Below are 22,078 nucleotides of genomic sequence, written 5' to 3'. Positions count from 1 at the left end.
ATCATGACGAAAAGTTATGCAGGGCGGCGCAACTCCGCGACGAAATCGTAGTGGTCGCTCAGGCAGTAGGAGTGGGTCAGCTCGACCGGCTCGCCGGATTCCAGGTAGCCGATGCGGGTGATGAAGAGCACCGCGCGCCCTTCCGGCACGTCCAGGCGCGCCGCCAGGTCGGCGGGCGCGTTCATGGCGCGCAGGTGCTGCAGCGCCCGCACCGGCATGTGGCCGGTCTTGGCCAGGTGGGCGTACAGCGAGCCGCCCACGTTCTCGGGGCGCGGCAGGATGGTGGCCGGGATCACGCTGGTCTCGTAGGCCATCACGACCTCGTCGGCCAGGCGCAGGCGCTCCAGGCGCGCCACCCGGGTGCCCGGCGACAGGCCGAGCGACAACTGGGCGTCGGCGTCGGCCTGCATGACGTCGCGCCGCAGCCAGTGGCTGCTGGGCGTGTAGCCGCGCTGCTGGAGCTGCTCGGAAAAGCTCGACAGGTCGGACAGCGGCTGTTCGATGCGCGGCGCGATGTAATTGCCGGAGCCGCGCCGCCGCACCACCAGGCCCTGCTCCACCAGCTGGTCGATGGCCTTGCGCGCCGTGACGCGCGAGACGTCGAGCTGCTCGGACAGGGTGCGCTCGGAGGGCAGCGCCTGGTCGGCCTGGTAGCGGCCGTCGCGCACGTCCTGTGCGAGCTTGCGCGCCAGCTGCATGTAGAGTGGCGAGTTGTCGTTCAGGTCGACCTGGAAGGATGGGCTGGTAGTGGTCATCTGGTCAATGAAAGTGTCAGGGAGAGTGTAAGGCCATGGCCCCGTCGCCGTGCCCGGCCGGACCATGAAAAAGCGTTGTCCTCGCATGCTCCTGCCTTATAAGCATACCACTTGATACCAATATAAAACGGTTATGCCAAGGCCATCGCTATTCATTTGGCAATCCTTTCCAACCCTCCGTATGCTCGTCCGACAAGCTGCAATTTCACAAATGGCCCGCAGAGGCAGGAAGGGAGACCGATGAACGAGCGCAGGCGATCCTTGCTGGGCATGGCGATGCTCGGCGCGATGGAACCCTTGTTCGCCATGCCTGCCGCCCCTGCGGCGCGCCCGGCGCTCGACGCCGAGCTGGCGGCGGTCGTGAACGACCCGGCCCTGCAGCTGGCCAGCCTGTCGGTGCTCGCGATCCGCGCCGGCCAGCCGGTCTACGAGGGCGCTTTCGGGCGCAGCTTCATAGGAAACGGTGTCTTGCCGGACAAGCTGGCAACGCCGGACACCCTGTACCGCATCGCCTCGATCTCCAAACTGATGACCACGCTGGGCCTGATGCGCCTGGTGGAAGCGGGCCAGGTCGACCTCGATGCCGACGTTTCAGGCTACCTGGGCTTCAGGCTGCGCAACCCGCACTTCCCGGAGCGCCCCATCACCCTGCGCAGCCTGCTCACCCACCGCTCTTCGCTGCGCGACGAAGCCGGCTATTCCTGGCCGCTCGCCACCTCCCTGAGGGACGTGCTGCTGCCGGGCGATCCGAAAACCTTCTCGAGCCGCGCCGGCCCCGGCGACTACTTCACCTACTGTAACCTCGGCTGGGGCGTGATCGGCACCGCAATGGAGAGGATCACGGGCGAGCGCTTCGACCTCCTGATGGAGCGCCTGCTCCTGCAGCCGCTCGGCATCACGGCCGGCTACAACCCTTCGCTGCTGCCGCCCGCCGCCCTGGCAAAGCTGGTCACACTCTACCGCAAGCGCAGCACCGGAGCGCCGGCCGCGGACACCGAGGTCTGGAACCCCCAGGGCCCCTGGATTGCCCAGGTAGACGACTACAGCGCCAGGCCCCCAAGCCCGCCCGCGGGCATCGCCACATACGTCCCCGGCGCGAATGCGACGCCCTTCAGCCCCACCGGCGGCCTGCGTATCTCGGCGCGCGACATGGGCGTGGTGATGCGCATGCTGATGAACGGCGGCGTGCACGAGGGCCGGCGCCTGTTCGAGCGCGCCACCCTGGAACGCATGTTCGCGCGCCAGTGGACGCACAACGGCAGCAATGGCGACTCGCTCGGCGGCTTTTTCAATGCCTGGGGCCTGGGCAACGCCCAGTTCCCGGACCGTCCCGGCATGCAGCTGGTCGAGGGCGGCGGCTTCGAGGCGGTCGGCCACCTGGGCGACGCCTACGGCCTGCGCTCGGTGTTCGCCTTCGATCCCGTGCGCGCCAATGGCCTGGTCGTGCTGGCCGGCGGGGTCTCGAGCGACCCGGAACAGAACAAGGGCCGCCATTCGGCGCTGGCGCGCTACGAGGAACGCATCCTCACGGCGCTGTACCGCCACGCCATCGCCGGCCAACGCGCACCAACATGAGGCAAACGCCCGCATATATCCCGGTTATGGTGCGCGCCGCGACTTTCATTGGCCGCCGCGCCGCCCAGGGCCTAAGCTTGACCACCAAATCCATATTGAAGAGTGCAGGATGCAGCAAGTGATCGTTATCGGTGGCGGAGTAGTCGGATTGACGTCGGCCTGGTGGCTGGCGGAAGCGGGCTACGATGTCTCCGTCCTCGAACGCGCGCCGGAAGTCGGCAGCGGTTCCAGCTACGGCAACGGCGGGCAGCTCAGCTACCGCTACGTGTCGCCGCTGGCCGACGAGGGCGTGCCGCTGAAGGCCTTGCAATGGATGTTCCAGGACACCGGTCCGCTGCACTTCCGGCCTGAGGCCGACCTGCGCCAGTACCGCTGGCTGGCCAGCTTCCTCGCCCACTGCCGCGCCGACGTCAACCGCAAGACCACGGCCAAGCTCTTGGCCCTGGGCGAGCTGTCGCGCCAGGGCATGAAGCAGCTCGAAGTCGTCGTCCCCCTCGAGAAATTCGACTGGCGCGACGCCGGCAAGCTGGTGGTCTACCGCTCGCGCGACGTGTTCGAAAAAGCGGCAGGCAAGCCGGGCGCCGGCGAGATCTGGTCGCCCGCCGACTGCGCCGCGCGCGAACCCGCCCTGGCCGCGGCCGAACCGCTGCTGGCCGGCGGCATCTATAACAGCGGCGAAGCGGTGGCCGACTGCCACGCCTTCTGCCTGGCCCTGGCCGAGCGCCTGCGGGAACACCCGCGCTTCCGCGGCTTCGTGCACGGCGCCGCGCGGCGCCTCCTGGCCGACAAGGGCCGCGTCACCGGCATCGAACTGGACGACGGTGCGATCGTAGCGGCCGACCGCTATGTGCTGGCGGCCGGCATCCAGAGCCGCAACCTGTCCGATACGGTCGGCGTCACGCTGCCCCTCTACCCGCTCAAGGGCTACAGCCTGACCGCCCCGATCCGCGCCGACGACGTGGCGCCGGAAATCAGCGTGACCGACTTCGAACGCAAGGTGCTGTATGCACGCATCGGCGACAAGCTGCGCGTGGCCGCCATGGTCGACATGGTCGGCGAAGACCTCAGCCACAATGCAAAGCGCGTGGACGGCCTGACCCGCCAGGTGAAGGAAACCATGCCGCGCGCCGCCGACTACTCGAAACTCTCGGTCTGGGCCGGCCTGCGCCCCGCCACCCCGAGCAGCGCCCCGATCATCGGCGCCACCCGCTACGACAACCTGTGGCTGAACGTCGGCCACGGTCCGCTGGGCTTCACCTTCGCCTGCGGCAGCGCCAGCCTGCTGGCGGGGGCGATGCGGGGAGAAGCGCCGCCCTTCAGCCTCGAAGGCCTGACGCTCAAAAACTAGGCAGCTGCCGTCCCGCCGGGGAATGGCGGATAATGGCGGCCATGTCCAAAACGATCACACCCGGGGCCTGCCCCTGCGGCGGTCCCTCGCTGGCCGCCTGCTGTGGCCCCTTCATCGAAGGCAGCGCCCTGCCGCCCACGGCGGAGGCGCTCATGCGCTCGCGCTACACGGCGTATACGCTGAAAAACGAGCCCTACCTGCTGGCCACCTGGCATCCCAGCACCCGCCCCCTTGACCCAATCGTCGATGAGAAAGAGCCAATCCGCTGGCTGGGACTTGAGGTAAAATCTGCTTTACGTTTACGTCAACGTAAAGTAAATTCACCGGACAATCCAGACAGCGACACCGTCGAGTTCGTCGCCCGCTTCAAGGTGGGCGGACGGGCGCATCGGCTGCACGAAGTGAGCCGTTTCCTGCGCGAGCCGGATCCCGATAGCGGGGCGCCGCGCTGGTACTACGTGGACGGCAGTTTCCCAAAATAAACACAACAGCAGAGACATAGAGGACGGCAATGCCCCAGATCGAGAGCAAACTCAACCCGCGTGGCGAAGATTTCAAGGCCAACGCCGCGGCCATGCAGGCCATCGTCGACGACCTGCGCGCGAAAGTCGCGCAGATGGCCCAGGGCGGCGGCGAGGCGGCGTCCGCCAAGCACGTCGCGCGCGGCAAGCTGCTGCCGCGCGACCGCGTGCAGATGCTGCTCGACCCGGGCACGCCCTTCCTCGAGTTCTCCCAGCTGGCCGCCTACGAGATGTACGACGGCGCCGCGCCCTCGGCCGGCATCATCACCGGCATCGGCCGCGTGGCCGGCCAGGAAGTCGTGATCGTCTGTAACGACGCCACCGTCAAGGGCGGCACCTATTACCCGATGACGGTGAAAAAACACCTGCGCGCCCAGGAGATCGCCGAGCAGAACCACCTGCCCTGCATCTACCTGGTCGACTCGGGCGGCGCCAACCTGCCGAACCAGGACGACGTGTTCCCCGACCGCGACCACTTCGGCCGCATCTTCTACAACCAGGCGAATCTCTCCGCCAAGGGAATCCCGCAGATCGCCGTCGTCATGGGCTCCTGCACGGCCGGCGGCGCCTATGTGCCGGCGATGAGCGACGAATCGATCATCGTCAAGGAACAGGGCACCATCTTCCTGGGCGGCCCGCCGCTCGTGAAAGCCGCGACCGGCGAAGTCGTCACGGCCGAAGACCTGGGCGGCGGCGACGTCCACACCCGCCTGTCGGGCGTGGCCGACCACCTGGCCCAGAACGACCTGCACGCCCTGTCGCTGGCGCGCACCATCGTGTCGAACCTGAACCGCGTCAAGCCGCAGCAAGGCGCCCTGCGCGAGAGCGTCGAACCAAAGTACGCACCGGAAGAGCTGTATGGCGTGATTCCGGTCGACACCCGCAAGCCCTTCGACGTGCGCGAAGTGATCGCGCGCGTGGTCGATGGGAGCGAATTCGACGAGTTCAAGGCGCGCTACGGCACGACGCTCGTCTGCGGCTTCGCCCATATCTACGGCATGAAGGTCGGCATCATCGCCAACAACGGCATCCTGTTCTCGGAATCGGCGCTGAAAGGCGCCCACTTCATCGAGCTGTGCTGCCAGCGCAAGATTCCGCTGGTCTTCCTGCAGAACATCACCGGCTTCATGGTTGGACGCAAGTATGAAAATGAAGGCATCGCCCGCAACGGCGCCAAGATGGTGACCGCGGTCGCCACCGCCTCGGTGCCGAAGTTCACCGTCATCATCGGCGGGTCCTTTGGCGCCGGCAACTACGGCATGTGCGGCCGCGCCTTCTCGCCGCGCTTCCTATGGATGTGGCCGAATGCGCGCATCTCCGTCATGGGCGGCGACCAGGCCGCATCGGTGCTGGCTACCGTCAAGCGCGACGGCATCGAGTCCAAGGGCGGCCAGTGGTCGCAGGACGAGGAAGCCGCCTTCAAGCAGCCGATCAAGGAGCAGTACGAGCACCAGGGCCACCCGTACTATGCGAGCGCGCGCCTGTGGGACGACGGCGTCATCGACCCGGCAGATACCCGCACCGTGCTGGGCCTGGGGCTCTCGGCCGCGCTGAATGCGCCGATCGAAGAGACGAAGTTCGGCGTGTTCCGCATGTAAGGAGATTGAGCATGGAATACCAGACCCTCACCATCTCCATCGACGACAAGGTCGCCGCCGTCACCCTGAATCGTCCGGAACTGCGCAACGCCTTCAACGAGCACGCCATCGCCGAGCTGGCCCTGGCCTTCGACGAACTGGGACGCAACGAGCAGGTGCGCGCCATCGTCCTGGCCGCGAACGGCCCGGCCTTCTGCGCCGGCGCGGACCTGAACTGGATGAAGAAGATGGCCGGCTACTCGCACAGCGAGAACCAGGAAGACGCCATGCGCCTGGCCGACATGCTGCGCACCATCTACCTGTGCCCGAAGCCCACCGTCGCCAAGGTGCAGGGCGACTGCTACGCCGGCGGCATGGGCCTGGTCGCCGCTTGCGACATCGTCGTGGCCAGCGAGGTGGCACACTTCTGCCTGTCCGAAGTGAAGCTGGGCCTGATTCCGGCTACCATCTCGCCCTACGTCATCAAGGCCATGGGCGAGCAGGCCGCGCGCCGCTACTTCCTGACCGCCGAGCGTTTCGACGCGAACGAAGCCCGCCGCATCGGCTTCGCGCACGAAGTCGTCGCGCCTGAAGTGCTGGATGCGACCGTGGCCGGCATCGTCAAGGCCCTGGTGACCAACAGCCCGCACGCCGTGGGCGAGGCGAAGAAACTGGTGCGCGACGTCGTGGGCCAGCCGGTGACCGACGCGCTGCTGGCCGACACTGCGAACCGCATCGCGGAAATCCGCGCATCGATGGAAGGCCGCGAAGGCGTCGCGTCCTTCCTCGAGAAGCGCAAGCCGACCTGGCTGAACTGAACAAGTAATAGGAACGATTTTGAAGCAGCAGACCTCTTCCGACTGGATCGCACGCAGCCTGCGCAGCGTGTGGCACCCGTGCACCCAGATGCAGCACCACGAAGAGGTGCCGCTGATCGCGGTCAGCCACGGCAAGGGGCCCTGGCTCTACGACCACGAAGGCCGCCGCTACCTGGACGGCATCAGCTCCTGGTGGGTCAACCTGTTCGGCCACGCCAACCCACGCATCAATGCGGCGCTGAAGGACCAGCTGGACAAGCTGGAACACGCGATGCTGGCCGGCTTCACCCATGAGCCGGTGATCGAGCTGTCGGAAAAGCTGGCCGCCCTTACCGGCCACAACCTCGGCCATGCCTTCTACGCCTCGGATGGCGCATCGGCGGTCGAGATCGCGATGAAGATGAGCTTCCACGCCTGGCGCAATGCCGGCTATCCGGCCAAGCAGGAATTCGTCTGCCTGCAGGGCAGCTACCACGGCGAGACCGTGGGCGCCCTGTCGGTGACCGATGTCCCGCTGTTCAAGGATGCCTATGGCCCGCTGCTGCGCGCCTCCCACGTGGTGCCGGCGCCGGATGCGCGCACCGCCAGCGAAGGCGAATCGGCCCAGGACGTGGCCAAACGCGCCATTGCCGACGTGCGCGCCCTGTTCGAAGCGCGCGGCGACAAGATCGCCGCCATCATCGTCGAGCCGCTGGTGCAGTGCGCCACCGGCATGGCCATGTACGACCCGCTCTACCTGGAACTGCTGCGCGAGCTGTGCGACCAGCACCACGTGCACCTGATCGCCGACGAGATCGCGGTCGGCTGCGGCCGCACCGGCACCTTCTTCGCCTGCGAACAGGCCGCCATCTGGCCGGATTTCCTGTGCCTCTCGAAAGGCATCAGCGGTGGCTACCTGCCGCTCTCGCTGGTGCTCACCGTTGATTCCATCTACCAGTCCTTCTACAGCGAAGACATCACGCGCGGCTTCCTGCACTCGCACTCCTATACCGGCAACCCGCTGGCCTGCCGCGCGGCCCTGGCCACGCTGGAGATCTTCGAGGAAGACGACGTCCTGGCCCGCAACCGCGAGCTGGCGACCAAGCTCACCATCGCGCTGGCGCCGCTGGCCGAGCACGAGCGCGCCAGCCACTTCCGCCAGCGCGGCATGATCTTCGCGTTTGACGCGATCGAACCGGACCCGGCACGCGCCTCGACCTTCGCGCGCCGCTTCTTCACGACCGCCGTGGAGAACGAACTGCTGCTGCGCCCGATTGGCCGCACGGTCTACCTGATGCCGCCGTATATCCTGAGCGACGAGGATGTCGCCGGTATCGCCGCGCGCACGCAGAAGGTCTTCGAATCGGTGATCGCGAGCTGACATGGATCTGATCGCCGGAATCGACCGCAAACTCGACGCGCTGGCCTCGCAAAGCCTGATTCGCCGCCTGCGCGTGGCCGACAGCCCCTGCGCGCCGCGCCAGGTCGTCGACGGCCGCGACATGCTGGCCTTCTGCAGCAACGACTACCTCGGGCTGGCGTCCCACCCGGCCGTGATCGCGGCGCTGCAGGAAGGCGCCGAACGCTATGGCGCGGGCAGCGGCGCCTCCCACCTCGTCAGTGGCCACAGCCGCGCGCATGCGCTGCTGGAAGAACGTTTCGGCGCGTGGATGACGCCTCATGTTCCGCAGGCGCGCGCGCTGTACCTGTGCACCGGCTACATGGCCAACCTGGCCGTCCTGACCGCACTCGGTGCGGACGCCGATGCCATGATCTTCTCGGAAGCGCTGAACCATGCCTCGCTGATCGACGGTGCGCGACTCGCCAAAGCCGGTGTCAGCGTCTACCCGCATGGCGACGTCGCAGCGCTCGAGCAGCAGCTCATCGCCAGCACGGCGGCGACGAAAATCGTCGTCACCGACAGCGTCTTCAGCATGGACGGCAACCTGGCTCCGCTGCCCGGGCTGCTGGCCCTGTGCGAACGCCACGGCGCATGGTTGGTAGTCGACGATGCCCACGGCTTCGGCGTGCTCGGCGCCACTGGCCGCGGCGCCCTCGAACACTTCGGCCTGCATTCGCCCAATCTGGTCTATATCGGCACGCTCGGCAAGGCGGCGGGCGTGGGCGGCGCCTTCATCGCGGCCCATGGCAGCGTGATCGAGCTGCTGGTGCAGCGCGCCCGCCCCTACATCTACACGACGGCCGCGCCGCCGGCCCTGGCCCATGCGCTGCAGGCCAGCCTCGACATCATCGAGGGCGAAGAAGGCAAGCGGCGCCGCGCCCACCTGGCCGCCCTGGTGGACCACCTGCGCGATGCCCTGCGCCCGCAGCGCTGGCAGCTGCCGCCATCCACCACCGCGATCCAGCCGGTCATCATCGGCAGCAACGAGGAGGCGCTGCGCGTGGCGGCAAGCCTGCACGAACAGGGCCTGTGGGTGCCGGCGATCCGTCCGCCGACGGTGGCGGCGGGCACGGCGCGCCTGCGCGTGACCCTGTCCGCCGCGCACACCCATGAGGAGGTGGCGCTGCTGGCGCGCGCGCTCAACGAACTTGAAAGGGCCACCGCATGAAGAACCTGAACGACCCCGACCAGCCCCAGGCGCTGACGCCCATCGTGACCGAACCGGGCAGCGCCGGCGCCCCGGTGGCGGAAGCGCCCGTCCTCGATCCGCAGCCGGAACCCCTGGCGGCGGAAGGCGTGCCGTCGCGCTTCTGCTGCTTCGTCACCGGCACCGATACCGAGATCGGCAAGACCCTGGTATCGAGCGCCATCCTCCATAAACTGGTGGAAGGCGGCCGCCGCGCCTGCGGCATGAAGCCTGTCGCCGCCGGCGCGGAACTCGTCGACGGCGAGCTGCACAACGAAGACGCCGACATGCTGCGCGCCGCAGGCAACGTCCATCTGCCGTCCAGCATCACCACCCCCTTCATGCTGAAGGAACCGGCCGCGCCGCACATCGCCGCGGCCCTGGAAGGCGTGACCATCGAAGCGGTGCCGATCCTGGCTGCCTACACCGAAATCCATGCGGCTTCCGACGCCGTGGTGGTCGAAGGCGTCGGCGGTTTCCGTGTCCCCTTCAACGACGACTTCGACAGCGCCGACCTGGCTGCGCAGCTGAACCTGCCGGTGATCCTGGTGGTAGGCCTGCGCCTCGGTTGCATCAGCCACGCCCTCCTGACCGTGGAGGCGATCGTGGCGCGCGGCCTGGTGCTGGCCGGCTGGGTCGCGAATACCGCGGACCCCGACATGCGCTTCATGCGCGAGAACATCGAAGCGCTGGAACAACGTATTCCGGCGCCGCTGCTGGGCCATGTGCCCCGCCTGGAGAATCCGACGGCAGCCGCCGCCGCCCAATACATCGACCTCGCGGGCCTGCCAGGATGGCACGCCCCGCGCGCCCAGAACTAAGGAAAACCAAGATGTCCCAAACGAATACCGTCGCCCTCCACCGCCCTGTCGCCATCAAGCAGGCGGAAAACGTCACCTGGCCGCTGCCTGACGTGCTGGCCCTGTTCGAGCTGCCCTTCAACGACCTGATGTTCCGCGCTCAGCAGGCGCACCGCGCCAACTTCCCGGACGGTGACGTCGAACTGGCGACCCTGCTGTCGATCAAGACCGGCGGCTGCGAAGAAGATTGCGGCTACTGCCCGCAGGCCGCGCGCTACGACACCGGCGTCGAGGCCAAGAAGATCCTCGACATCGACACCGTGCTGGACGCCGCCCGCCAGGCCAAGGCCAGCGGCGCGACCCGTTTCTGCATGGGCGCCGCCTGGCGCAGCCCGAAGGAGCGCGACATGGAGAAGGTCGAGGCCATGGTGCGCGAAGTGAAGGCGCTCGGCATGGAAACCTGCGCGACCCTCGGCATGCTGGAAGAGGGCCAGGCCGAGCAGCTGAAGAAGGCGGGCCTCGACTACTACAACCACAACATCGACACCGCGCCGGACTTCTACAACAACGTGATCTCGACCCGCGAGTACCAGGACCGCCTGGATACCCTGGGCCGCGTGCGCAGCGCGGGCCTGAAGGTCTGCTGCGGCGGCATCGTGGGCATGGGCGAGACGCGCGAGCAGCGCGCCGGCCTGATCGCCCAGCTGGCCAACCTGAACCCGTATCCGGAATCGGTCCCGGTCAACCACCTGGTGCAGGTCGAAGGCACGCCGCTGCACGGTGTCGAGAAGCTCGACCCGATCGAATTCGTGCGCACCATCGCCGTCGCCCGCATCACCATGCCGCAGGCGCGCGTGCGCCTGTCCGCCGGCCGCCGCGAACTGGGCGAAGCCGTGCAGGCCATGTGCTTCATGGCCGGCGCCAACTCGATCTTCTACGGCGACAAGCTGCTCACCACCGGCAACCCGGAAGCGGACGACGACCGCGTGCTGCTAGAGAAGCTGGGCCTGAAAACCCGTGCAGCGACGCTGGAGTCCGCTCCCAAGGCCGCCTGCGGCTGCTAATTAGCGAAGCGGCCGGGGAGACACGGCCGCGATTGAACACATAACCAGAAGCGAAAGACAAACGCATGTTCACCAAGATCCTCATCGCCAACCGTGGCGAAATCGCCTGTCGTGTCGCCGCCACCGCGCGCCGCATGGGTATCCGCACCGTCGCCGTCTACTCGGAAGCCGATGCGGGCTCGAAGCACGTGGCGGTCTGCGATGAGGCGGTCCTGATCGGCCCGGCCGCGGCCAAGGACAGTTACCTGCGCGGCCAGAAGATCATCGAGGTCGCGAAAGCCACTGGCGCCCAGGCCATCCACCCGGGCTACGGCTTCCTGTCCGAGAACGCGGAGTTCGCCGAAGCCGTACAGGCAGCGGGGCTCGCCTTCATCGGCCCGCCGGGCTCCTCGATGCGCGCCATGGGTTCCAAGTCGGCCGCCAAGCAGCTGATGGAAGGCGCTAATGTCCCCCTGGTGCCGGGCTACCACGGCGACAAGCAGGAGCCGGCTTTCCTGCGTGAACAGGCCGACCGCATCGGCTATCCGGTACTGCTCAAGGCCAGCGCCGGCGGCGGCGGCAAGGGCATGCGCGTGGTCGAGCGTTCGGAAGACTTCGAAGCGGCGCTGGCCTCCTGCAAGCGCGAAGCGATCAGCTCCTTCGGCGACGACAAGGTGCTGGTCGAGAAATACCTGATCCGCCCGCGCCACATCGAGATCCAGGTCTTCGCCGACACCCATGGCAACTGCGTCTACCTGCACGAGCGCGACTGCTCGGTGCAGCGCCGCCACCAGAAGGTGCTGGAAGAAGCGCCGGCCCCGGGCATGACCCAGGACCACCGCGCCGCCATGGGCGAGGCGGCCGTCAATGCCGCGCGCGCGGTCGGCTACGTGGGGGCGGGCACCGTGGAATTCATCGCCAACCAGGACGGCTCCTTCTACTTCATGGAGATGAACACCCGCCTGCAGGTGGAGCACCCGGTCACCGAGATGATCACCGGGACCGACCTGGTCGAGTGGCAGCTGCGCGTGGCCGCGGGCCAGCCGCTGCCGAAGAAGCAGCATGAGCTGGCGATCCACGGCCATGCCATCGAGGCGCGCGTGTATGCGGAAAACCCGGAAAAGGGCTTCCTGCCCTCGATCGGCACGCTGCGCCACATGGACACCCCACATGCGGTCGAATTCCAGCTGGGCGCCATTGGTCCCAACCCGGCCGCCGTGCGCGTCGACTCGGGCGTACGCGAAGGCGACGCGATTTCTCCCTTCTACGACCCGATGATCGCCAAGCTGATCGTCTGGGGCGCCGACCGCACCCAGGCCCTGGCGCGGCTGTCGCAGGCCCTCGCCGAATTCCAGATCGTGGGCCTGGCGACCAATATCGCTTTTCTCAAGCGCCTGGTCGAAGGCGAGGCCTTCTCGACCGCCGACCTGGACACCGGCCTGATCGAGCGCCACGGCGACACGCTGTTCCCGGCCCCGGCCGCCGCCCCGCTGGGCGCCCTGGCCCTGGCCGCGCTGGCGCTCACTGCAAGCGAGACCGTGCGTGGCGCGGCGAATCCGGCCGACCCATGGGCCCAGGCCAAAGGCTGGCGCATGAACAGCGCCTACCGCCGCGTGCTGTCCTTCGGCGACGAATTCAGCGGCGCGGAAGGCTACAAGGCAGGTTTGACCTACGGCGCCCACGGCTGGGAAATCGACGCGGGCGGCGAGCGCCAGCGCCTCGAGCTGGTCCGCCACGAGGGCGCCGAGCTGACCATCCGCCTGGGCGAATCCTCCCTGCACGGCAGCGTGCGCCGTGACGGCGAGCTGTTCCACGTGTTCACCGGTGGACGTCATTACACCCTGGCGTACAATGACCCGATGGCGCACGCCGGCGAAGTCGAGTCTCCAGGGGGCCGCCTGACCGCGCCGATGCCGGGTAAAGTCGTGGCGGTGCTGGCCTTGTCCGGCAAGGAAGTCAGGAAGGGCGAGCCGCTGGTCATCATGGAGGCGATGAAAATGGAGCACACGATTTCCGCGCCGAGCGACGGCCTGGTGGAGGATGTGCTGTACCAGGTTGGCGACCAGGTGGCGGATGGGGCGCCGCTGCTGGCTTTCAAGGCGGCTTGAGAAAACCATAAAAACGTAGGGGGAGACATGCGCATACTCCTGTTCCGGGGCGACGGCGTGATCGAGCCATGGGTGCGCGAGTTCGCCGCCCTCATGCCGCAGGTGGAGACCGTCGCGTGGAGGGAGGGCGCCGCCCTGCCGCCATGCGACTACGCGGTCGTATGGAGCCCCACGCCGGCCCTGCTGGACCAGCTCGCGCACGTGCGGGCGATCTTCCTGATGGGCGCCGGCGTCGATGCCCTGCTCAAGCTCGGCGACGCCCTGCCCCCGGTCCCGATCGTGCGCCTGGGCGATGCCGGCATGGGCGTACAGATGGCCGAATACGTGGCGCACGCCGTGCTGCGCTATTACCGCCATTTCGATGACTACGAGGAGCAGGCGCGCCACGGCGTCTGGGACCCGCTGCCGCTCACGCCCAAGGAAGACTTCACGGTCGGGATCATGGGCCTGGGCCGGCTCGGCATGCCGGTGGTCGAGGCCATGCGCCTGTTCGGCTTCCCCGTGCGCGGCTGGAGCCGCACGCCCAAGGACCTCCCCGGCGTGGAATGCTTCCATGGCGCCGACGGCCTGGACGCTTTTCTCCGCGGTACCCGCGTGCTGGTCTGCATGCTGCCGCTCACGCCCGAGACGGCGAACCTGCTCGACCGCCACAACCTCGGCAAGCTGCTCCCGAACGCCTACCTGATCAACGTCTCGCGCGGCGCCATCCTGGCCGAACCCGACCTGATGACCCTGATCCGCTCGGGCCACATCGCCGGCGCCACCCTCGACGTGTTCCGCCACGAGCCGCTGCCGGCGCCGCACCCGTTCTGGAACGAGCCGCGCATCGCCATCACCCCGCACATCTCGGCGCTCACGATGCGCCACGACGCCGTGCGCCAGATCGCCGACAAAATTGCGAAACTGGAGAGCGGCCAACCCGTCGACGACATCGTCGACCGCGACCTAGGATATTAAACAGCATGTACCAGCCAGCCAGCCTGCCGAAGAAGGTCAAGATTGTCGAAGTGGGGCCGCGCGACGGCCTGCAGAACGAGAAGGAGGCCCTGTCCGCCGAGGTGAAGATCGAACTGGTCAACCGCCTGGCGCGCGCCGGTTTTGCCAATGTCGAGGCGGCGTCCTTCGTGTCGCCCAAGTGGGTGCCGCAGATGGCGACCAGCGCGCAGGTCATGGCCGGCATCGAACGCCTGCCGGGCACGATCTACTCGGCCCTGACCCCGAACATGCAGGGCTTCGAGGCGGCGCTGCTTGCGAAGGCCGATGAAGTCGTGATCTTCGGCTCTGCTTCGGAAGCCTTCTCGCAGAAGAACATCAACTGCTCGATCGCCGAATCGATCGCGCGCTTCGAGCCGGTGGCCAAGGCCGCCAAGGCCAACAATCTGCGCCTGCGCGGCTCGATCAGCACCGCCTTCGGTTGCCCCTACCAGGGCGAGGTGCCACTGAGCGCCGTGGCCGACGTGGTGCGCCGCATGCGCGACCTCGGTGTTGATGAGATCGACATCGCCGACACCATCGGCGTCTCGACCGCGCGCAAGACGCAGGCGGTGATGCTGCGCGCCGCAGAGGAGTTCCCACTGGAGCGCCTGTCCGGCCATTTCCACGATACCTACGGCCAGGCCCTGGCCAACATCTATGCGGCGATGGAAGTCGGCGTGGCGATCTTCCACTCCTCCGTCTCGGGCCTGGGCGGCTGCCCTTACGCGAAGGGCGCGACCGGCAACGTCGCCACCGAGGACGTGATCTACCTGATGAACGGCCTGGGCATCGAGACCGGCATCGACCTCGACCAGGTGGTGGACGCCGGCCAATTCATCTCGCAGCAGCTGGGCCGCAAGGGCGCAAGTCGCGCGGGCAATGCAATCGCGGCCAAGCGGGCGGGCTGACGATGCGGGACATGACACGCGCCGCCATCCTGCTGACAGCGGGCCTGCTGTGCACCACGGCGCAGGCCGATGCCGGCGATATCCGCTGCTTCCGGTCTCCCGGCGTCGGTAAACCGCTGAGGCTGGAGTTCGGCTTTCCGCCCGAGGGTTCGAAGACGGCGTACGTGCGCTACGAGAACGGGAGCGCGAACATTCCGCTCAAGCTCATCAAGAGTGACGCGGTCGAGACGGCGCCCGACAGGCCGATGGAAATCACGACCACATGGAAGGAAATGATGCCGGGCGGCGGCACCTACACGGTCGTGTCCCAGGGCGCGAACGTCTATGGATTCACCTACATCCGCGCGAAGGACGGCAAGGCCTACCAGTTCGAGCAGGACCTGGAGGCCTGGGAAGAAGGCGGCTGCCGCTGGACGCGCCGCTGAGCGCGGCCGGTAGAACGAAAAAAGCCGACAGCTTTCACTGTCGGCTTTTTCCTTAATGCTGGTCGGAGTACAAGGATTCGAACCTTGGACCCTCTGGTCCCAAACCAGATGCGCTACCGGGCTGCGCTACACTCCGAGAAGGCAGATCATATCTCCTTGGGGTGACCGGGTCAAGGTTTAAGGGCAAAATAAAGAAACTAGGGCATTGTTTGTCGTATTCTTCGACAAAGTTCAAGCAGGCAATATTGTGAATCTGGCAGCACATTACGGCAGCGACACGGGCATGATGCAGGGGAACAAGCGCGTCCTGATCGGCGTGGGCGTGTCGATGGCCGTGCACCTGATGTTCATGCTTGCTTATCGCAATACCGGCCCCTCACTGCCGGCATTCGAAGCGGAGCCGCCCTCTTCCATCGCCGTGCGCATCCTGCCGCCGCCTCCACCGCCACCCAGGCAGGCGGAGCAAGCGCCGCAAGCGCGCTTGGCACCGGCAGCGCCACGCAGCGCGCGCCGCTCCACTGCCAAACCCGTCATTGCCGTGCCCGCTTCAACAGAACAGCCGGCGGCCCCGGATGCATTCTCCGTCGAGCAATCCGGCGAACCGGCGCCAGGGCAGGACAGCGCGCCCCGGTTCGACATGGGGGCGGCAAGGCAGACGGCGCGGGAGCTGGCCGGACGCACCAAGCTCGGCATCGAAGGCACGGCCCACGCCCAGTTCCCCGATCCTCCTTTGGAGACCGAAACCAAAGCCGCACGCGCCATCAGCAGGACCAAGCGCGCCAACTGCAAGGACGGCCTACCCGGTGGCCTGCTGGCGCCGCTGTTTCTGATGATGGACAAGAAAGACCACGGCTGCAAATGGTAGGGAGCCGGGTGCTACACTAAGGCGATGAAACACCGACTCTTCCTGTTCGACCTTGACGACACCCTGCTCGACTTCAAAGCTTCCGAACAACTGTCCTTCGATCACACAATGCGCGAGCTCGGCCTGCGCGAGCTGCCCGCAGGCCTGTTCGCCAGCTACCAGGCCATCAACCTGGCGCTCTGGAAAGCCTTCGAACTCGGCACCGTCTCGAAGGATTTCCTGAAAGTGGAGCGCTTTCGCCAGACCTTCGCCGCGAACGGCCTCGACCTGGATCCGGAAGCCGCCAGCCACCTCTACCTCGAATCGCTGTCGCACAATGTGGTGCTGGTCGACGGCGCGCAGCAGCTGTGCGAAACCCTGGCCGGCATCGGCGAAGTGGGCATCATCACGAACGGCGTCGAGCACATCCAGCAGCGCCGCATCGCCGCGTCGAAACTGCATCTGCACCTGTCCTTCGTCGCCACCTCGGATGCCTGCGGCCACGCCAAGCCCGACAGCCGCTTCTTCGACTACACGGTAAAAATGGCGCGCGCCTTCTCGCATGCGGAGACGGTCATCGTCGGCGACCGCCTGGACGCCGACATCCTCGGCGCGAACCGCTTCGGCATCGAGAGCTGCTGGTTCAACCCGGGCGCCCTGCAGAACGACACGCAGGCCCGGCCGACCGTGGAAGTAGGAACCTTGCACGAGGTCATCCCGGCGCTGCGCGGCCTGGCCGCCGCCTGAGCCACTACAATTCACCCCCTCACCTGGAAAGCGCAAGGAAAGCACATGGCCAAGAAAGAAGAACTCGACGAAGAAACGCTGGCATTCATCCACTGGTGCATCGAGGTGGAGAAATTCCTCGTCGCCGGCGGCGCCACCGTCAAGCAAGCCCAGGACCACATCGAAGAACAGGTCGAATGGTTCACCGACCAGTTCTACGATGGCTTGACGCCGGAAGAAGCGGCCAAGGAAGCCCTGGCCTGATCACTCACCCTTGATCTGCAACGCGCGCTCGTACAGCGCGTTCTTCTTGCGCCCCGTGATCTGGGCCGCGAGGTTGGCGGCCTGCTTCACCGAGCATTCGGTGAGCAGGATCTGCAGGATGCGCTCGGCTTGGGCGTCCTGCGCATCGGTCGCCAGGACCGCCCCTTCCACCAGCACGACGAATTCGCCGCGCTCGCGGTGCTGGTCGGCCTTCACCCAGCCCAATGCTTCGCTCAGCGGGCAGCGGTGCACTTCCTCGAACAGCTTGCTCAACTCGCGCGCGAACACCACCTGGCGCGTCGGCTCGAACACGGCCAGCAATCCTTCCACGCATTCGACGATGCGGTGCGGTGCTTCGTAGAGGACGAGGGTCGAGGTCTCGCGCACCAGCTCCTGCAGGGCCGCTTCGCGCTGCTTCGCCTTGGCCGGCAGGAAGCCCACGAAGTGGAAGCGGTCGTTCACCAGGCCGCTGGCCGACAGGGCCGCGATGGCCGCCGACGGTCCCGGCAGCGGCACCACGTTCAGGCCCGCCGCGCGCACCGCATCGACGATGCGCGCCCCCGGGTCGGACACGGCCGGCGTGCCCGCGTCCGACACCAGGGCCACGCGCTGGCCGCCGCGCAGGCGCTCGACGATCTTGTCGGCAACCTCGCGCTCGTTGTGCATGTGGGCGGCGATGGTCTGCTTCGATAATCCGAAGCGCTGCAGCAGGGCGCCGGTCTTGCGGGTGTCCTCGCAGGCCACGACATCGGCGAGCGCCAGCAGGTGCAGGGCACGCAAGGTAATGTCGGTGACGTTGCCGATCGGTGTAGCCACGACATACAGCGTTGCGGTAGGATAGGACTGCTGGGCCGCCTCGCCCATGACGGGAAGCCGGGCGATGTCGATGGTCTGCTGTTCTGTCATAAGGGATTCCGATGCTGAAGAAAAATCTCAAGGCGCTGCTTGCAACGTCCGTGTTTGCTTTGTTGGCCGGCTGCACCAGCACGCCATTGCCGCCCGACACGGGTTGCGGCGTACCGGGCGGATTGTGCGCGCCCGCCGCGCCGAGTGCAAGCCCGCCTCCTGCCGAACCGGGCTACACGCCGCCGGCGCCCGTCGAGCGCGCCGTCACCAATCCGGTCGACCTGCCTCCACCGCTCGACGGCAGCACGCGCGCCGCAACGAACGGCAGTGGCCAGGGCACCCGCATCGCCCTGCTGCTGCCGCTCGAGTCCGGCGCCCTGGCCCAGCCCGCCGAAGCGGTCCGCGCCGGCTTCCTGGCCGGCCATGAACGCGAACGCAGCGGCGTGACCGTCAACGTGATACCGACCGGCGATTCGGCCCAGGCGACGCTCGACGCCTACGCGCGGGCAGCGGAATCGAACGACATCGTGGTCGGCCCGCTGGCCCGCCCTGCCGTGGCCGCCCTGGCAAGCAGCGGCGCCGTCAGCAAACCGACCATCGCCCTGAATCACCCGCAGACCAATGGCCCGCTGCCGCGCCAGATGCTGGTGGTCGGCCTCGCGCTCGAGGACGAAGCGCGCCAGGTCGCCGACTGGGCCGCCGCGGAACAGCCCGGGGGCCGCGCCCTCGTGCTCACCGGCTCCGCCGCCTGGCAGCAGCGCCTGACCGGCGCCTTCACGGCGCGCTGGTCGCAGCTGGGCCTGAGCAACTACGTGGTCGAGCTGCCGAGCAGCGACGGCTATGTCGACGGCAATGCCCTGGCCGAGCTGCGCGCCCGCCTGCAGCAGGACCCGCCGCAGCTGGTATTCGCGGCCCTGGACGCCGTCGGCTTGCGCCAGGTGCGCAGCGCCATCGGCACCTCGCTGCCGACCTATGGCACCGCCTCGATCAACCCGGGCCGCGATCCGGCCATGGCGAGCCCGGAGCTGGCCGGCGTGCGCATCCTCGACCTGCCCTGGACCGTGCAGCCCGAGCACCCGCTGGTGGCGAGCTATCCGCGCTGGGATGCCGGCACGGGCGGTTTCGACATGCAGCGCCTGTACGCCCTCGGCATCGACGCCTACCGCATCGCGCGCGAACTGGCGCTGCGCCCGGGCAGCCGCTTCGAGATCGATGGCGTGACCGGGCGCCTGTCGGTGGACATGGGAAGCGGTTCCGCCGCCTTCCGCCGCGTCGAGACCGGCACCGTCTACCGCGACGGCGGTGTGTTCGAGTCGGTGGCGTTCGGGCAGTGATATGTGGCCGCTGCGCCTGTCTGAGCGGCAGGCCCAGGGCCGTCAATGGGAGCAGGCCGCCCTGCTCTACCTGAAACGCCGCGGCCTGACGATGGTCGAAGAGAATTTCCGCTGCAAGGGCGGCGAGATCGACCTGATCATGCGCGATGGTGACACCCTGGTGTTTGTCGAGGTACGCCAGCGCGCGGATCGCACACACGGTGGCGCGGCCGCCAGCATCACCCCGCCAAGATCCGCCGCCTCGTGCGCGCGGCCCAGTTCTACCTGTTGCGTTTTGCCGTCACCCCGCCCTGCCGCTTCGATGTCGTGGCTTTCGATGGCGAGCAGGTGGAATGGCTGCAAGATGTGATCAACTGAGTCAATGAAATGTAAGCAATTTTTACCGCGGTTGCCCGCCCTCCGTTGCCACTGCACTATAATCCTTGGCTATGAATACTCAACGCATCCTCGCTCACTTCCAGGAGAGCGCCGATCTCAAGATGAAATCGGCGCCTGCCCTGGCACTACCCATTTCGCAGGCGATCGAACTGATGTTTGGCGCCCTGTCCAACGGCAACAAGATCCTGGCTTGCGGCAATGGCGGTTCCGCCGCCGACTGCCAGCACTTCGCTGCCGAGCTCGTGGGACGTTTCGAACGCGAGCGTTTCCCGCTCCCGGCGATCGCCCTGACCACCGACACCTCGATCCTGACGGCCGTCGGCAATGACTACAGCTTCAAGGACATCTTCTCGAAGCAGGTGCAGGCTTTCGGCCAGGCCGGCGACATCCTGCTGGCGATCTCGACCTCGGGCAACTCGGGCAATGTGCTGGCCGCGGTCGAAGCCGCGCTGGAACGCGAGATGCGCATCGTGGCCTTTACCGGCAAGGACGGCGGCGCGTTGGCCAAGCTGCTGACCGACGCCGACGTGCACATCAACGTGCAGCACAACCGCACCGCGCGCATCCAGGAAGTCCACCTGTGCGCGATTCACGCCATCTGCGACGGCATCGACGTCGCGCTGTTCGGAGGAGAAGAGGAATGACGAAAACGCGACCGCTGGCCGGCCTGCTCTCGAAAATCGTACTGGGCACCGTCCTGGCCAGCTCGCTGTCGGGCTGCGTCGCCCTGGCCGTCGGCGGCGCCGCCGCGACCGCCCTGGCGACCAATGACCGCCGCACCATCGGCATGCAGACCGAGGACAAGGCGATCAACGTCAAGGCCGAGATCAAGATGCAGCAGCTCACCGGCGAGAACGGTCACGTCAACGTCACCAGCTACAACCGCAAGGTGCTGCTCACCGGCGAAGTGCGCGACGAGGCGATGAAGGCCGCGGCCGAGCGCGAAGTGCGCGCGATCGAGAATGTGGTTTCCGTCATCAACGAACTGGAAATCGCCGGCCCGTCGAGCTATACCTCGCGTTCGAACGACGCCCTGATCACCACCAAGGTCAAGGCCAGCCTGGTCGACAAGAAAACCGTCTCGGCGACCGCCTTCAAGGTCACCACCGAGCGCGGCGTGGTCTACCTGATGGGCCTCGTCACCCCGCGTGAAGGCAATATCGCCGCCGACGTGGCGAAAGGCGTGCCGGGCGTGAACCGTGTCGTCAAGATCTTCGAGTACATCCAGGACGAGGACCCGCGCGCCAACCAGCCCGCACCAAGCCAGAGCTAATCCCAACGGCAGGACTGCGGTCCTGCCGTTTTTCCATCCATTCCCGCCATGACTACTTCTTCACGCTCCTGGATCAAGCCTGCCGCGGCCGCCGCGGTGGTGCTGGCGCTGGCCGGCGTCGGCTATGCCTCTTTCTACAGCACCACGCCGGCGCCCGACGTCACCTTCATCAGCATCAAAGGCGACAAGATCAGCACCGACTCCCTGCGCGGCAAGGTCGTGATGGTCAACTTCTGGGCGACTTCCTGCACCACCTGCGTGAAGGAGATGCCGCACATGGTCGAGACTTACGAGAAGTACAAGGCGCAAGGCATGGAGTTCGTGGCGGTGGCGATGCAGTACGACCCGCCCAACTACGTGCTCAACTTCACCGAGACCAGGAAGCTGCCCTTCACGGTGGCGATCGACTCGGCCGGCGACATCGCCAGGCAGTTCGGCGACGTCACCCTGACCCCGACCACCTTCCTGATCGACAAGAACGGCAAGATCATCAAGCGCTATGTGGGCGAGCCGGATTTCCCGGCCCTGCACAAGCTGATCGAGAAAGAGCTCGCTTCGTAAAGCTGACTGCTAGGCCTTCGGGTAAAGAATCATCTGGGTGCAGCGGAACAGGGCGATGGTCTTGCCGCTGCCCTTGTCCGTCACGACGGCATCCCAGACGTGGGTGGTGCGGCCCAGGTGCACGGCGGTCGCCACGACGGCGATCGTTCCCTGGCGCGCGGTGCCGAGGTGGTTCGATTTCAGTTCGATGGTGGTGAAGCTGTTCGCGCCTTCCGGCAGGTGGGCGATGCAGGCGTAGCCGGCCGCGGTGTCGGCCAGCGTGACGACGCTGCCGGCGTGCAGGTAGCCGTTCGGCGCCAGCAGGTGCGGCTGCACCGGGAGTTCGGCGCATACGCGCCCTTCGGCGACTTCGGTGATCTGGATGCCGAGATGGCCGGGCAGGTAGGGCTTGCCGAACTCGTTGAAGGATTCTGGAGTGTATTTCGGGTTCAC

General features: G+C 67.0%; 23 protein-coding genes, 1 tRNA gene and 1 pseudogene. 21 read left to right on the top strand and 4 right to left on the bottom strand.

The features are described 5' to 3' along the window. Positions 1-14 precede the first annotated feature (14 nt). Positions 15-755, bottom strand: a complete 741-nt coding sequence (locus NX780_RS07630; RefSeq protein ID WP_258827267.1) for a GntR family transcriptional regulator — start codon at positions 753-755, stop codon at positions 15-17. A 240-nt stretch (positions 756-995) separates the two neighbouring features. On the opposite strand from NX780_RS07630, the gene NX780_RS07625 reads away from it, so the two are divergent. The 13 genes from NX780_RS07625 (at position 996) to NX780_RS07565 (ending at position 15,420) form a co-directional block, all read left to right on the top strand. Continuing rightward, on the top strand, positions 996-2,330 hold the full coding sequence (locus NX780_RS07625) for a serine hydrolase domain-containing protein (RefSeq protein WP_258827266.1): 1,335 nt from the start codon (positions 996-998) through the stop codon (positions 2,328-2,330). A 109-nt stretch (positions 2,331-2,439) separates the two neighbouring features. Beyond that, positions 2,440-3,678 (top strand): D-amino acid dehydrogenase, encoded by a 1,239-nt coding sequence (locus NX780_RS07620; RefSeq protein WP_258827265.1) that lies wholly within the window; start codon positions 2,440-2,442, stop codon positions 3,676-3,678. Between the two features lie 41 nt (positions 3,679-3,719). Next, on the top strand, positions 3,720-4,160 hold the full coding sequence (locus NX780_RS07615; RefSeq protein WP_258827264.1) for a YchJ family protein: 441 nt from the start codon (positions 3,720-3,722) through the stop codon (positions 4,158-4,160). Positions 4,161-4,189: 29 nt separating this feature from the next. Next, a complete protein-coding gene (locus NX780_RS07610) occupies positions 4,190-5,797 on the top strand; it encodes a carboxyl transferase domain-containing protein (protein ID WP_258827263.1) in 1,608 nt (535 codons plus the stop codon). Positions 5,798-5,808: 11 nt separating this feature from the next. After that, the gene (locus tag NX780_RS07605; protein ID WP_258827262.1) at positions 5,809-6,594 is read left to right on the top strand and encodes an enoyl-CoA hydratase/isomerase family protein; all 786 of its coding nucleotides are present in this window, start codon (positions 5,809-5,811) and stop codon (positions 6,592-6,594) included. Between the two features lie 19 nt (positions 6,595-6,613). Then, positions 6,614-7,954 (top strand): adenosylmethionine--8-amino-7-oxononanoate transaminase, encoded by a 1,341-nt coding sequence (gene bioA / locus NX780_RS07600; protein ID WP_258827261.1) that lies wholly within the window; start codon positions 6,614-6,616, stop codon positions 7,952-7,954. 1 nt (position 7,955) lies between these two features. Beyond that, positions 7,956-9,143 carry an 8-amino-7-oxononanoate synthase gene (bioF, locus tag NX780_RS07595; RefSeq protein ID WP_258827260.1) on the top strand — a complete coding sequence of 396 codons (1,188 nt, stop codon included), beginning with the start codon at positions 7,956-7,958 and terminating at the stop codon, positions 9,141-9,143. Next, positions 9,140-9,982: a dethiobiotin synthase gene (gene bioD, locus NX780_RS07590; protein WP_258827259.1), complete on the top strand. Its 843-nt coding sequence runs from the start codon at positions 9,140-9,142 to the stop codon at positions 9,980-9,982. Before bioF ends, bioD begins: the two co-directional genes overlap by 4 nt. Before the next feature lie 11 nt (positions 9,983-9,993). Next, on the top strand, positions 9,994-11,025 hold the full coding sequence (gene bioB, locus NX780_RS07585; RefSeq protein ID WP_258827258.1) for a biotin synthase BioB: 1,032 nt from the start codon (positions 9,994-9,996) through the stop codon (positions 11,023-11,025). 65 nt (positions 11,026-11,090) lie between these two features. After that, complete coding sequence (locus NX780_RS07580; RefSeq protein WP_258827257.1) at positions 11,091-13,112, top strand: acetyl/propionyl/methylcrotonyl-CoA carboxylase subunit alpha; 2,022 nt, start codon at positions 11,091-11,093, stop codon at positions 13,110-13,112. 27 nt (positions 13,113-13,139) lie between these two features. Beyond that, positions 13,140-14,069 (top strand): 2-hydroxyacid dehydrogenase, encoded by a 930-nt coding sequence (locus NX780_RS07575; protein ID WP_258827256.1) that lies wholly within the window; start codon positions 13,140-13,142, stop codon positions 14,067-14,069. 5 nt (positions 14,070-14,074) lie between these two features. After that, complete coding sequence (locus tag NX780_RS07570) at positions 14,075-14,995, top strand: hydroxymethylglutaryl-CoA lyase (protein ID WP_258827255.1); 921 nt, start codon at positions 14,075-14,077, stop codon at positions 14,993-14,995. Positions 14,996-15,006: 11 nt separating this feature from the next. Beyond that, positions 15,007-15,420 (top strand): hypothetical protein, encoded by a 414-nt coding sequence (locus NX780_RS07565; RefSeq protein ID WP_258827254.1) that lies wholly within the window; start codon positions 15,007-15,009, stop codon positions 15,418-15,420. Between the two features lie 59 nt (positions 15,421-15,479). Here the strand turns inward: NX780_RS07565 and NX780_RS07560 are convergent. Continuing rightward, a tRNA-Pro gene (locus tag NX780_RS07560) sits at positions 15,480-15,556 on the bottom strand. 69 nt (positions 15,557-15,625) lie between these two features. Between NX780_RS07560 and NX780_RS07555 the strand changes: the two genes are divergently transcribed. From NX780_RS07555 to NX780_RS07545, 3 genes are read left to right on the top strand one after another with little or no spacing between them, the layout of a single operon-like run. Beyond that, positions 15,626-16,285, top strand: coding sequence for a hypothetical protein (locus NX780_RS07555; RefSeq protein ID WP_258827253.1), 660 nt, complete (start codon positions 15,626-15,628; stop codon positions 16,283-16,285). A gap of 24 nt (positions 16,286-16,309) precedes the next feature. Beyond that, a complete protein-coding gene (locus tag NX780_RS07550; RefSeq protein ID WP_258827252.1) occupies positions 16,310-17,011 on the top strand; it encodes a YjjG family noncanonical pyrimidine nucleotidase in 702 nt (233 codons plus the stop codon). Between the two features lie 45 nt (positions 17,012-17,056). Continuing rightward, positions 17,057-17,254 (top strand): hypothetical protein, encoded by a 198-nt coding sequence (locus NX780_RS07545; protein WP_258827251.1) that lies wholly within the window; start codon positions 17,057-17,059, stop codon positions 17,252-17,254. On the opposite strand, the gene rsmI is transcribed toward NX780_RS07545, so the two are convergent. Then, the gene (gene rsmI, locus NX780_RS07540) at positions 17,255-18,160 is read right to left on the bottom strand and encodes a 16S rRNA (cytidine(1402)-2'-O)-methyltransferase (protein ID WP_258827250.1); all 906 of its coding nucleotides are present in this window, start codon (positions 18,158-18,160) and stop codon (positions 17,255-17,257) included. An 11-nt stretch (positions 18,161-18,171) separates the two neighbouring features. Here rsmI and NX780_RS07535 point away from each other — a divergent pair, with 11 nt between their 5' ends. The 5 genes and pseudogenes from NX780_RS07535 (at position 18,172) to NX780_RS07515 (ending at position 21,646) form a co-directional block, all read left to right on the top strand. Next, positions 18,172-19,434, top strand: a complete 1,263-nt coding sequence (locus NX780_RS07535) for a penicillin-binding protein activator (RefSeq protein WP_258827249.1) — start codon at positions 18,172-18,174, stop codon at positions 19,432-19,434. A gap of 1 nt (position 19,435) precedes the next feature. Beyond that, positions 19,436-19,791: pseudogene (locus NX780_RS07530) on the top strand (YraN family protein). A 71-nt stretch (positions 19,792-19,862) separates the two neighbouring features. Continuing rightward, a complete protein-coding gene (locus NX780_RS07525) occupies positions 19,863-20,456 on the top strand; it encodes a phosphoheptose isomerase (RefSeq protein WP_258827248.1) in 594 nt (197 codons plus the stop codon). Beyond that, positions 20,453-21,085, top strand: coding sequence for a BON domain-containing protein (locus tag NX780_RS07520; RefSeq protein ID WP_258827247.1), 633 nt, complete (start codon positions 20,453-20,455; stop codon positions 21,083-21,085). Before NX780_RS07525 ends, NX780_RS07520 begins: the two co-directional genes overlap by 4 nt. A 48-nt stretch (positions 21,086-21,133) precedes the next feature. Then, on the top strand, positions 21,134-21,646 hold the full coding sequence (locus NX780_RS07515) for a TlpA family protein disulfide reductase (RefSeq protein WP_258827246.1): 513 nt from the start codon (positions 21,134-21,136) through the stop codon (positions 21,644-21,646). A gap of 9 nt (positions 21,647-21,655) precedes the next feature. Here NX780_RS07515 and NX780_RS07510 read toward each other — a convergent pair whose 3' ends face one another. After that, the gene (locus tag NX780_RS07510) at positions 21,656-22,078 is read right to left on the bottom strand and encodes a PaaI family thioesterase (RefSeq protein WP_258827245.1); all 423 of its coding nucleotides are present in this window, start codon (positions 22,076-22,078) and stop codon (positions 21,656-21,658) included.

It is taken from the genome of Massilia agri (genome assembly GCF_024753255.1).
GTDB lineage: Bacteria > Pseudomonadota > Gammaproteobacteria > Burkholderiales > Burkholderiaceae_D > Telluria > Telluria agri.
Note: the sequence above shows the minus strand (reverse complement) of the source record. Positions and strands in the feature narration are given on the sequence as shown.

What these genes read in the sequence shown, in the direction of transcription:
- NX780_RS07630 (WP_258827267.1), bottom strand. Translation starts at nt 755, where the DNA reads ATGACCACTACCAGCCCATCCTTCCAGGTCGACCTGAACGACAACTCG.
- NX780_RS07515 (WP_258827246.1), top strand. Translation starts at nt 21,134, where the DNA reads ATGACTACTTCTTCACGCTCCTGGATCAAGCCTGCCGCGGCCGCCGCG.
- NX780_RS07620 (WP_258827265.1), top strand. Translation starts at nt 2,440, where the DNA reads ATGCAGCAAGTGATCGTTATCGGTGGCGGAGTAGTCGGATTGACGTCG.
- NX780_RS07545 (WP_258827251.1), top strand. Translation starts at nt 17,057, where the DNA reads ATGGCCAAGAAAGAAGAACTCGACGAAGAAACGCTGGCATTCATCCAC.
- NX780_RS07580 (WP_258827257.1), top strand. Translation starts at nt 11,091, where the DNA reads ATGTTCACCAAGATCCTCATCGCCAACCGTGGCGAAATCGCCTGTCGT.
- rsmI (WP_258827250.1), bottom strand. Translation starts at nt 18,160, where the DNA reads ATGACAGAACAGCAGACCATCGACATCGCCCGGCTTCCCGTCATGGGC.
- NX780_RS07520 (WP_258827247.1), top strand. Translation starts at nt 20,453, where the DNA reads ATGACGAAAACGCGACCGCTGGCCGGCCTGCTCTCGAAAATCGTACTG.
- NX780_RS07565 (WP_258827254.1), top strand. Translation starts at nt 15,007, where the DNA reads ATGACACGCGCCGCCATCCTGCTGACAGCGGGCCTGCTGTGCACCACG.
- bioB (WP_258827258.1), top strand. Translation starts at nt 9,994, where the DNA reads ATGTCCCAAACGAATACCGTCGCCCTCCACCGCCCTGTCGCCATCAAG.
- bioD (WP_258827259.1), top strand. Translation starts at nt 9,140, where the DNA reads ATGAAGAACCTGAACGACCCCGACCAGCCCCAGGCGCTGACGCCCATC.
- NX780_RS07575 (WP_258827256.1), top strand. Translation starts at nt 13,140, where the DNA reads ATGCGCATACTCCTGTTCCGGGGCGACGGCGTGATCGAGCCATGGGTG.
- NX780_RS07570 (WP_258827255.1), top strand. Translation starts at nt 14,075, where the DNA reads ATGTACCAGCCAGCCAGCCTGCCGAAGAAGGTCAAGATTGTCGAAGTG.
- NX780_RS07610 (WP_258827263.1), top strand. Translation starts at nt 4,190, where the DNA reads ATGCCCCAGATCGAGAGCAAACTCAACCCGCGTGGCGAAGATTTCAAG.
- NX780_RS07550 (WP_258827252.1), top strand. Translation starts at nt 16,310, where the DNA reads ATGAAACACCGACTCTTCCTGTTCGACCTTGACGACACCCTGCTCGAC.
- NX780_RS07615 (WP_258827264.1), top strand. Translation starts at nt 3,720, where the DNA reads ATGTCCAAAACGATCACACCCGGGGCCTGCCCCTGCGGCGGTCCCTCG.
- bioF (WP_258827260.1), top strand. Translation starts at nt 7,956, where the DNA reads ATGGATCTGATCGCCGGAATCGACCGCAAACTCGACGCGCTGGCCTCG.
- NX780_RS07525 (WP_258827248.1), top strand. Translation starts at nt 19,863, where the DNA reads ATGAATACTCAACGCATCCTCGCTCACTTCCAGGAGAGCGCCGATCTC.
- NX780_RS07605 (WP_258827262.1), top strand. Translation starts at nt 5,809, where the DNA reads ATGGAATACCAGACCCTCACCATCTCCATCGACGACAAGGTCGCCGCC.
- NX780_RS07625 (WP_258827266.1), top strand. Translation starts at nt 996, where the DNA reads ATGAACGAGCGCAGGCGATCCTTGCTGGGCATGGCGATGCTCGGCGCG.
- NX780_RS07535 (WP_258827249.1), top strand. Translation starts at nt 18,172, where the DNA reads ATGCTGAAGAAAAATCTCAAGGCGCTGCTTGCAACGTCCGTGTTTGCT.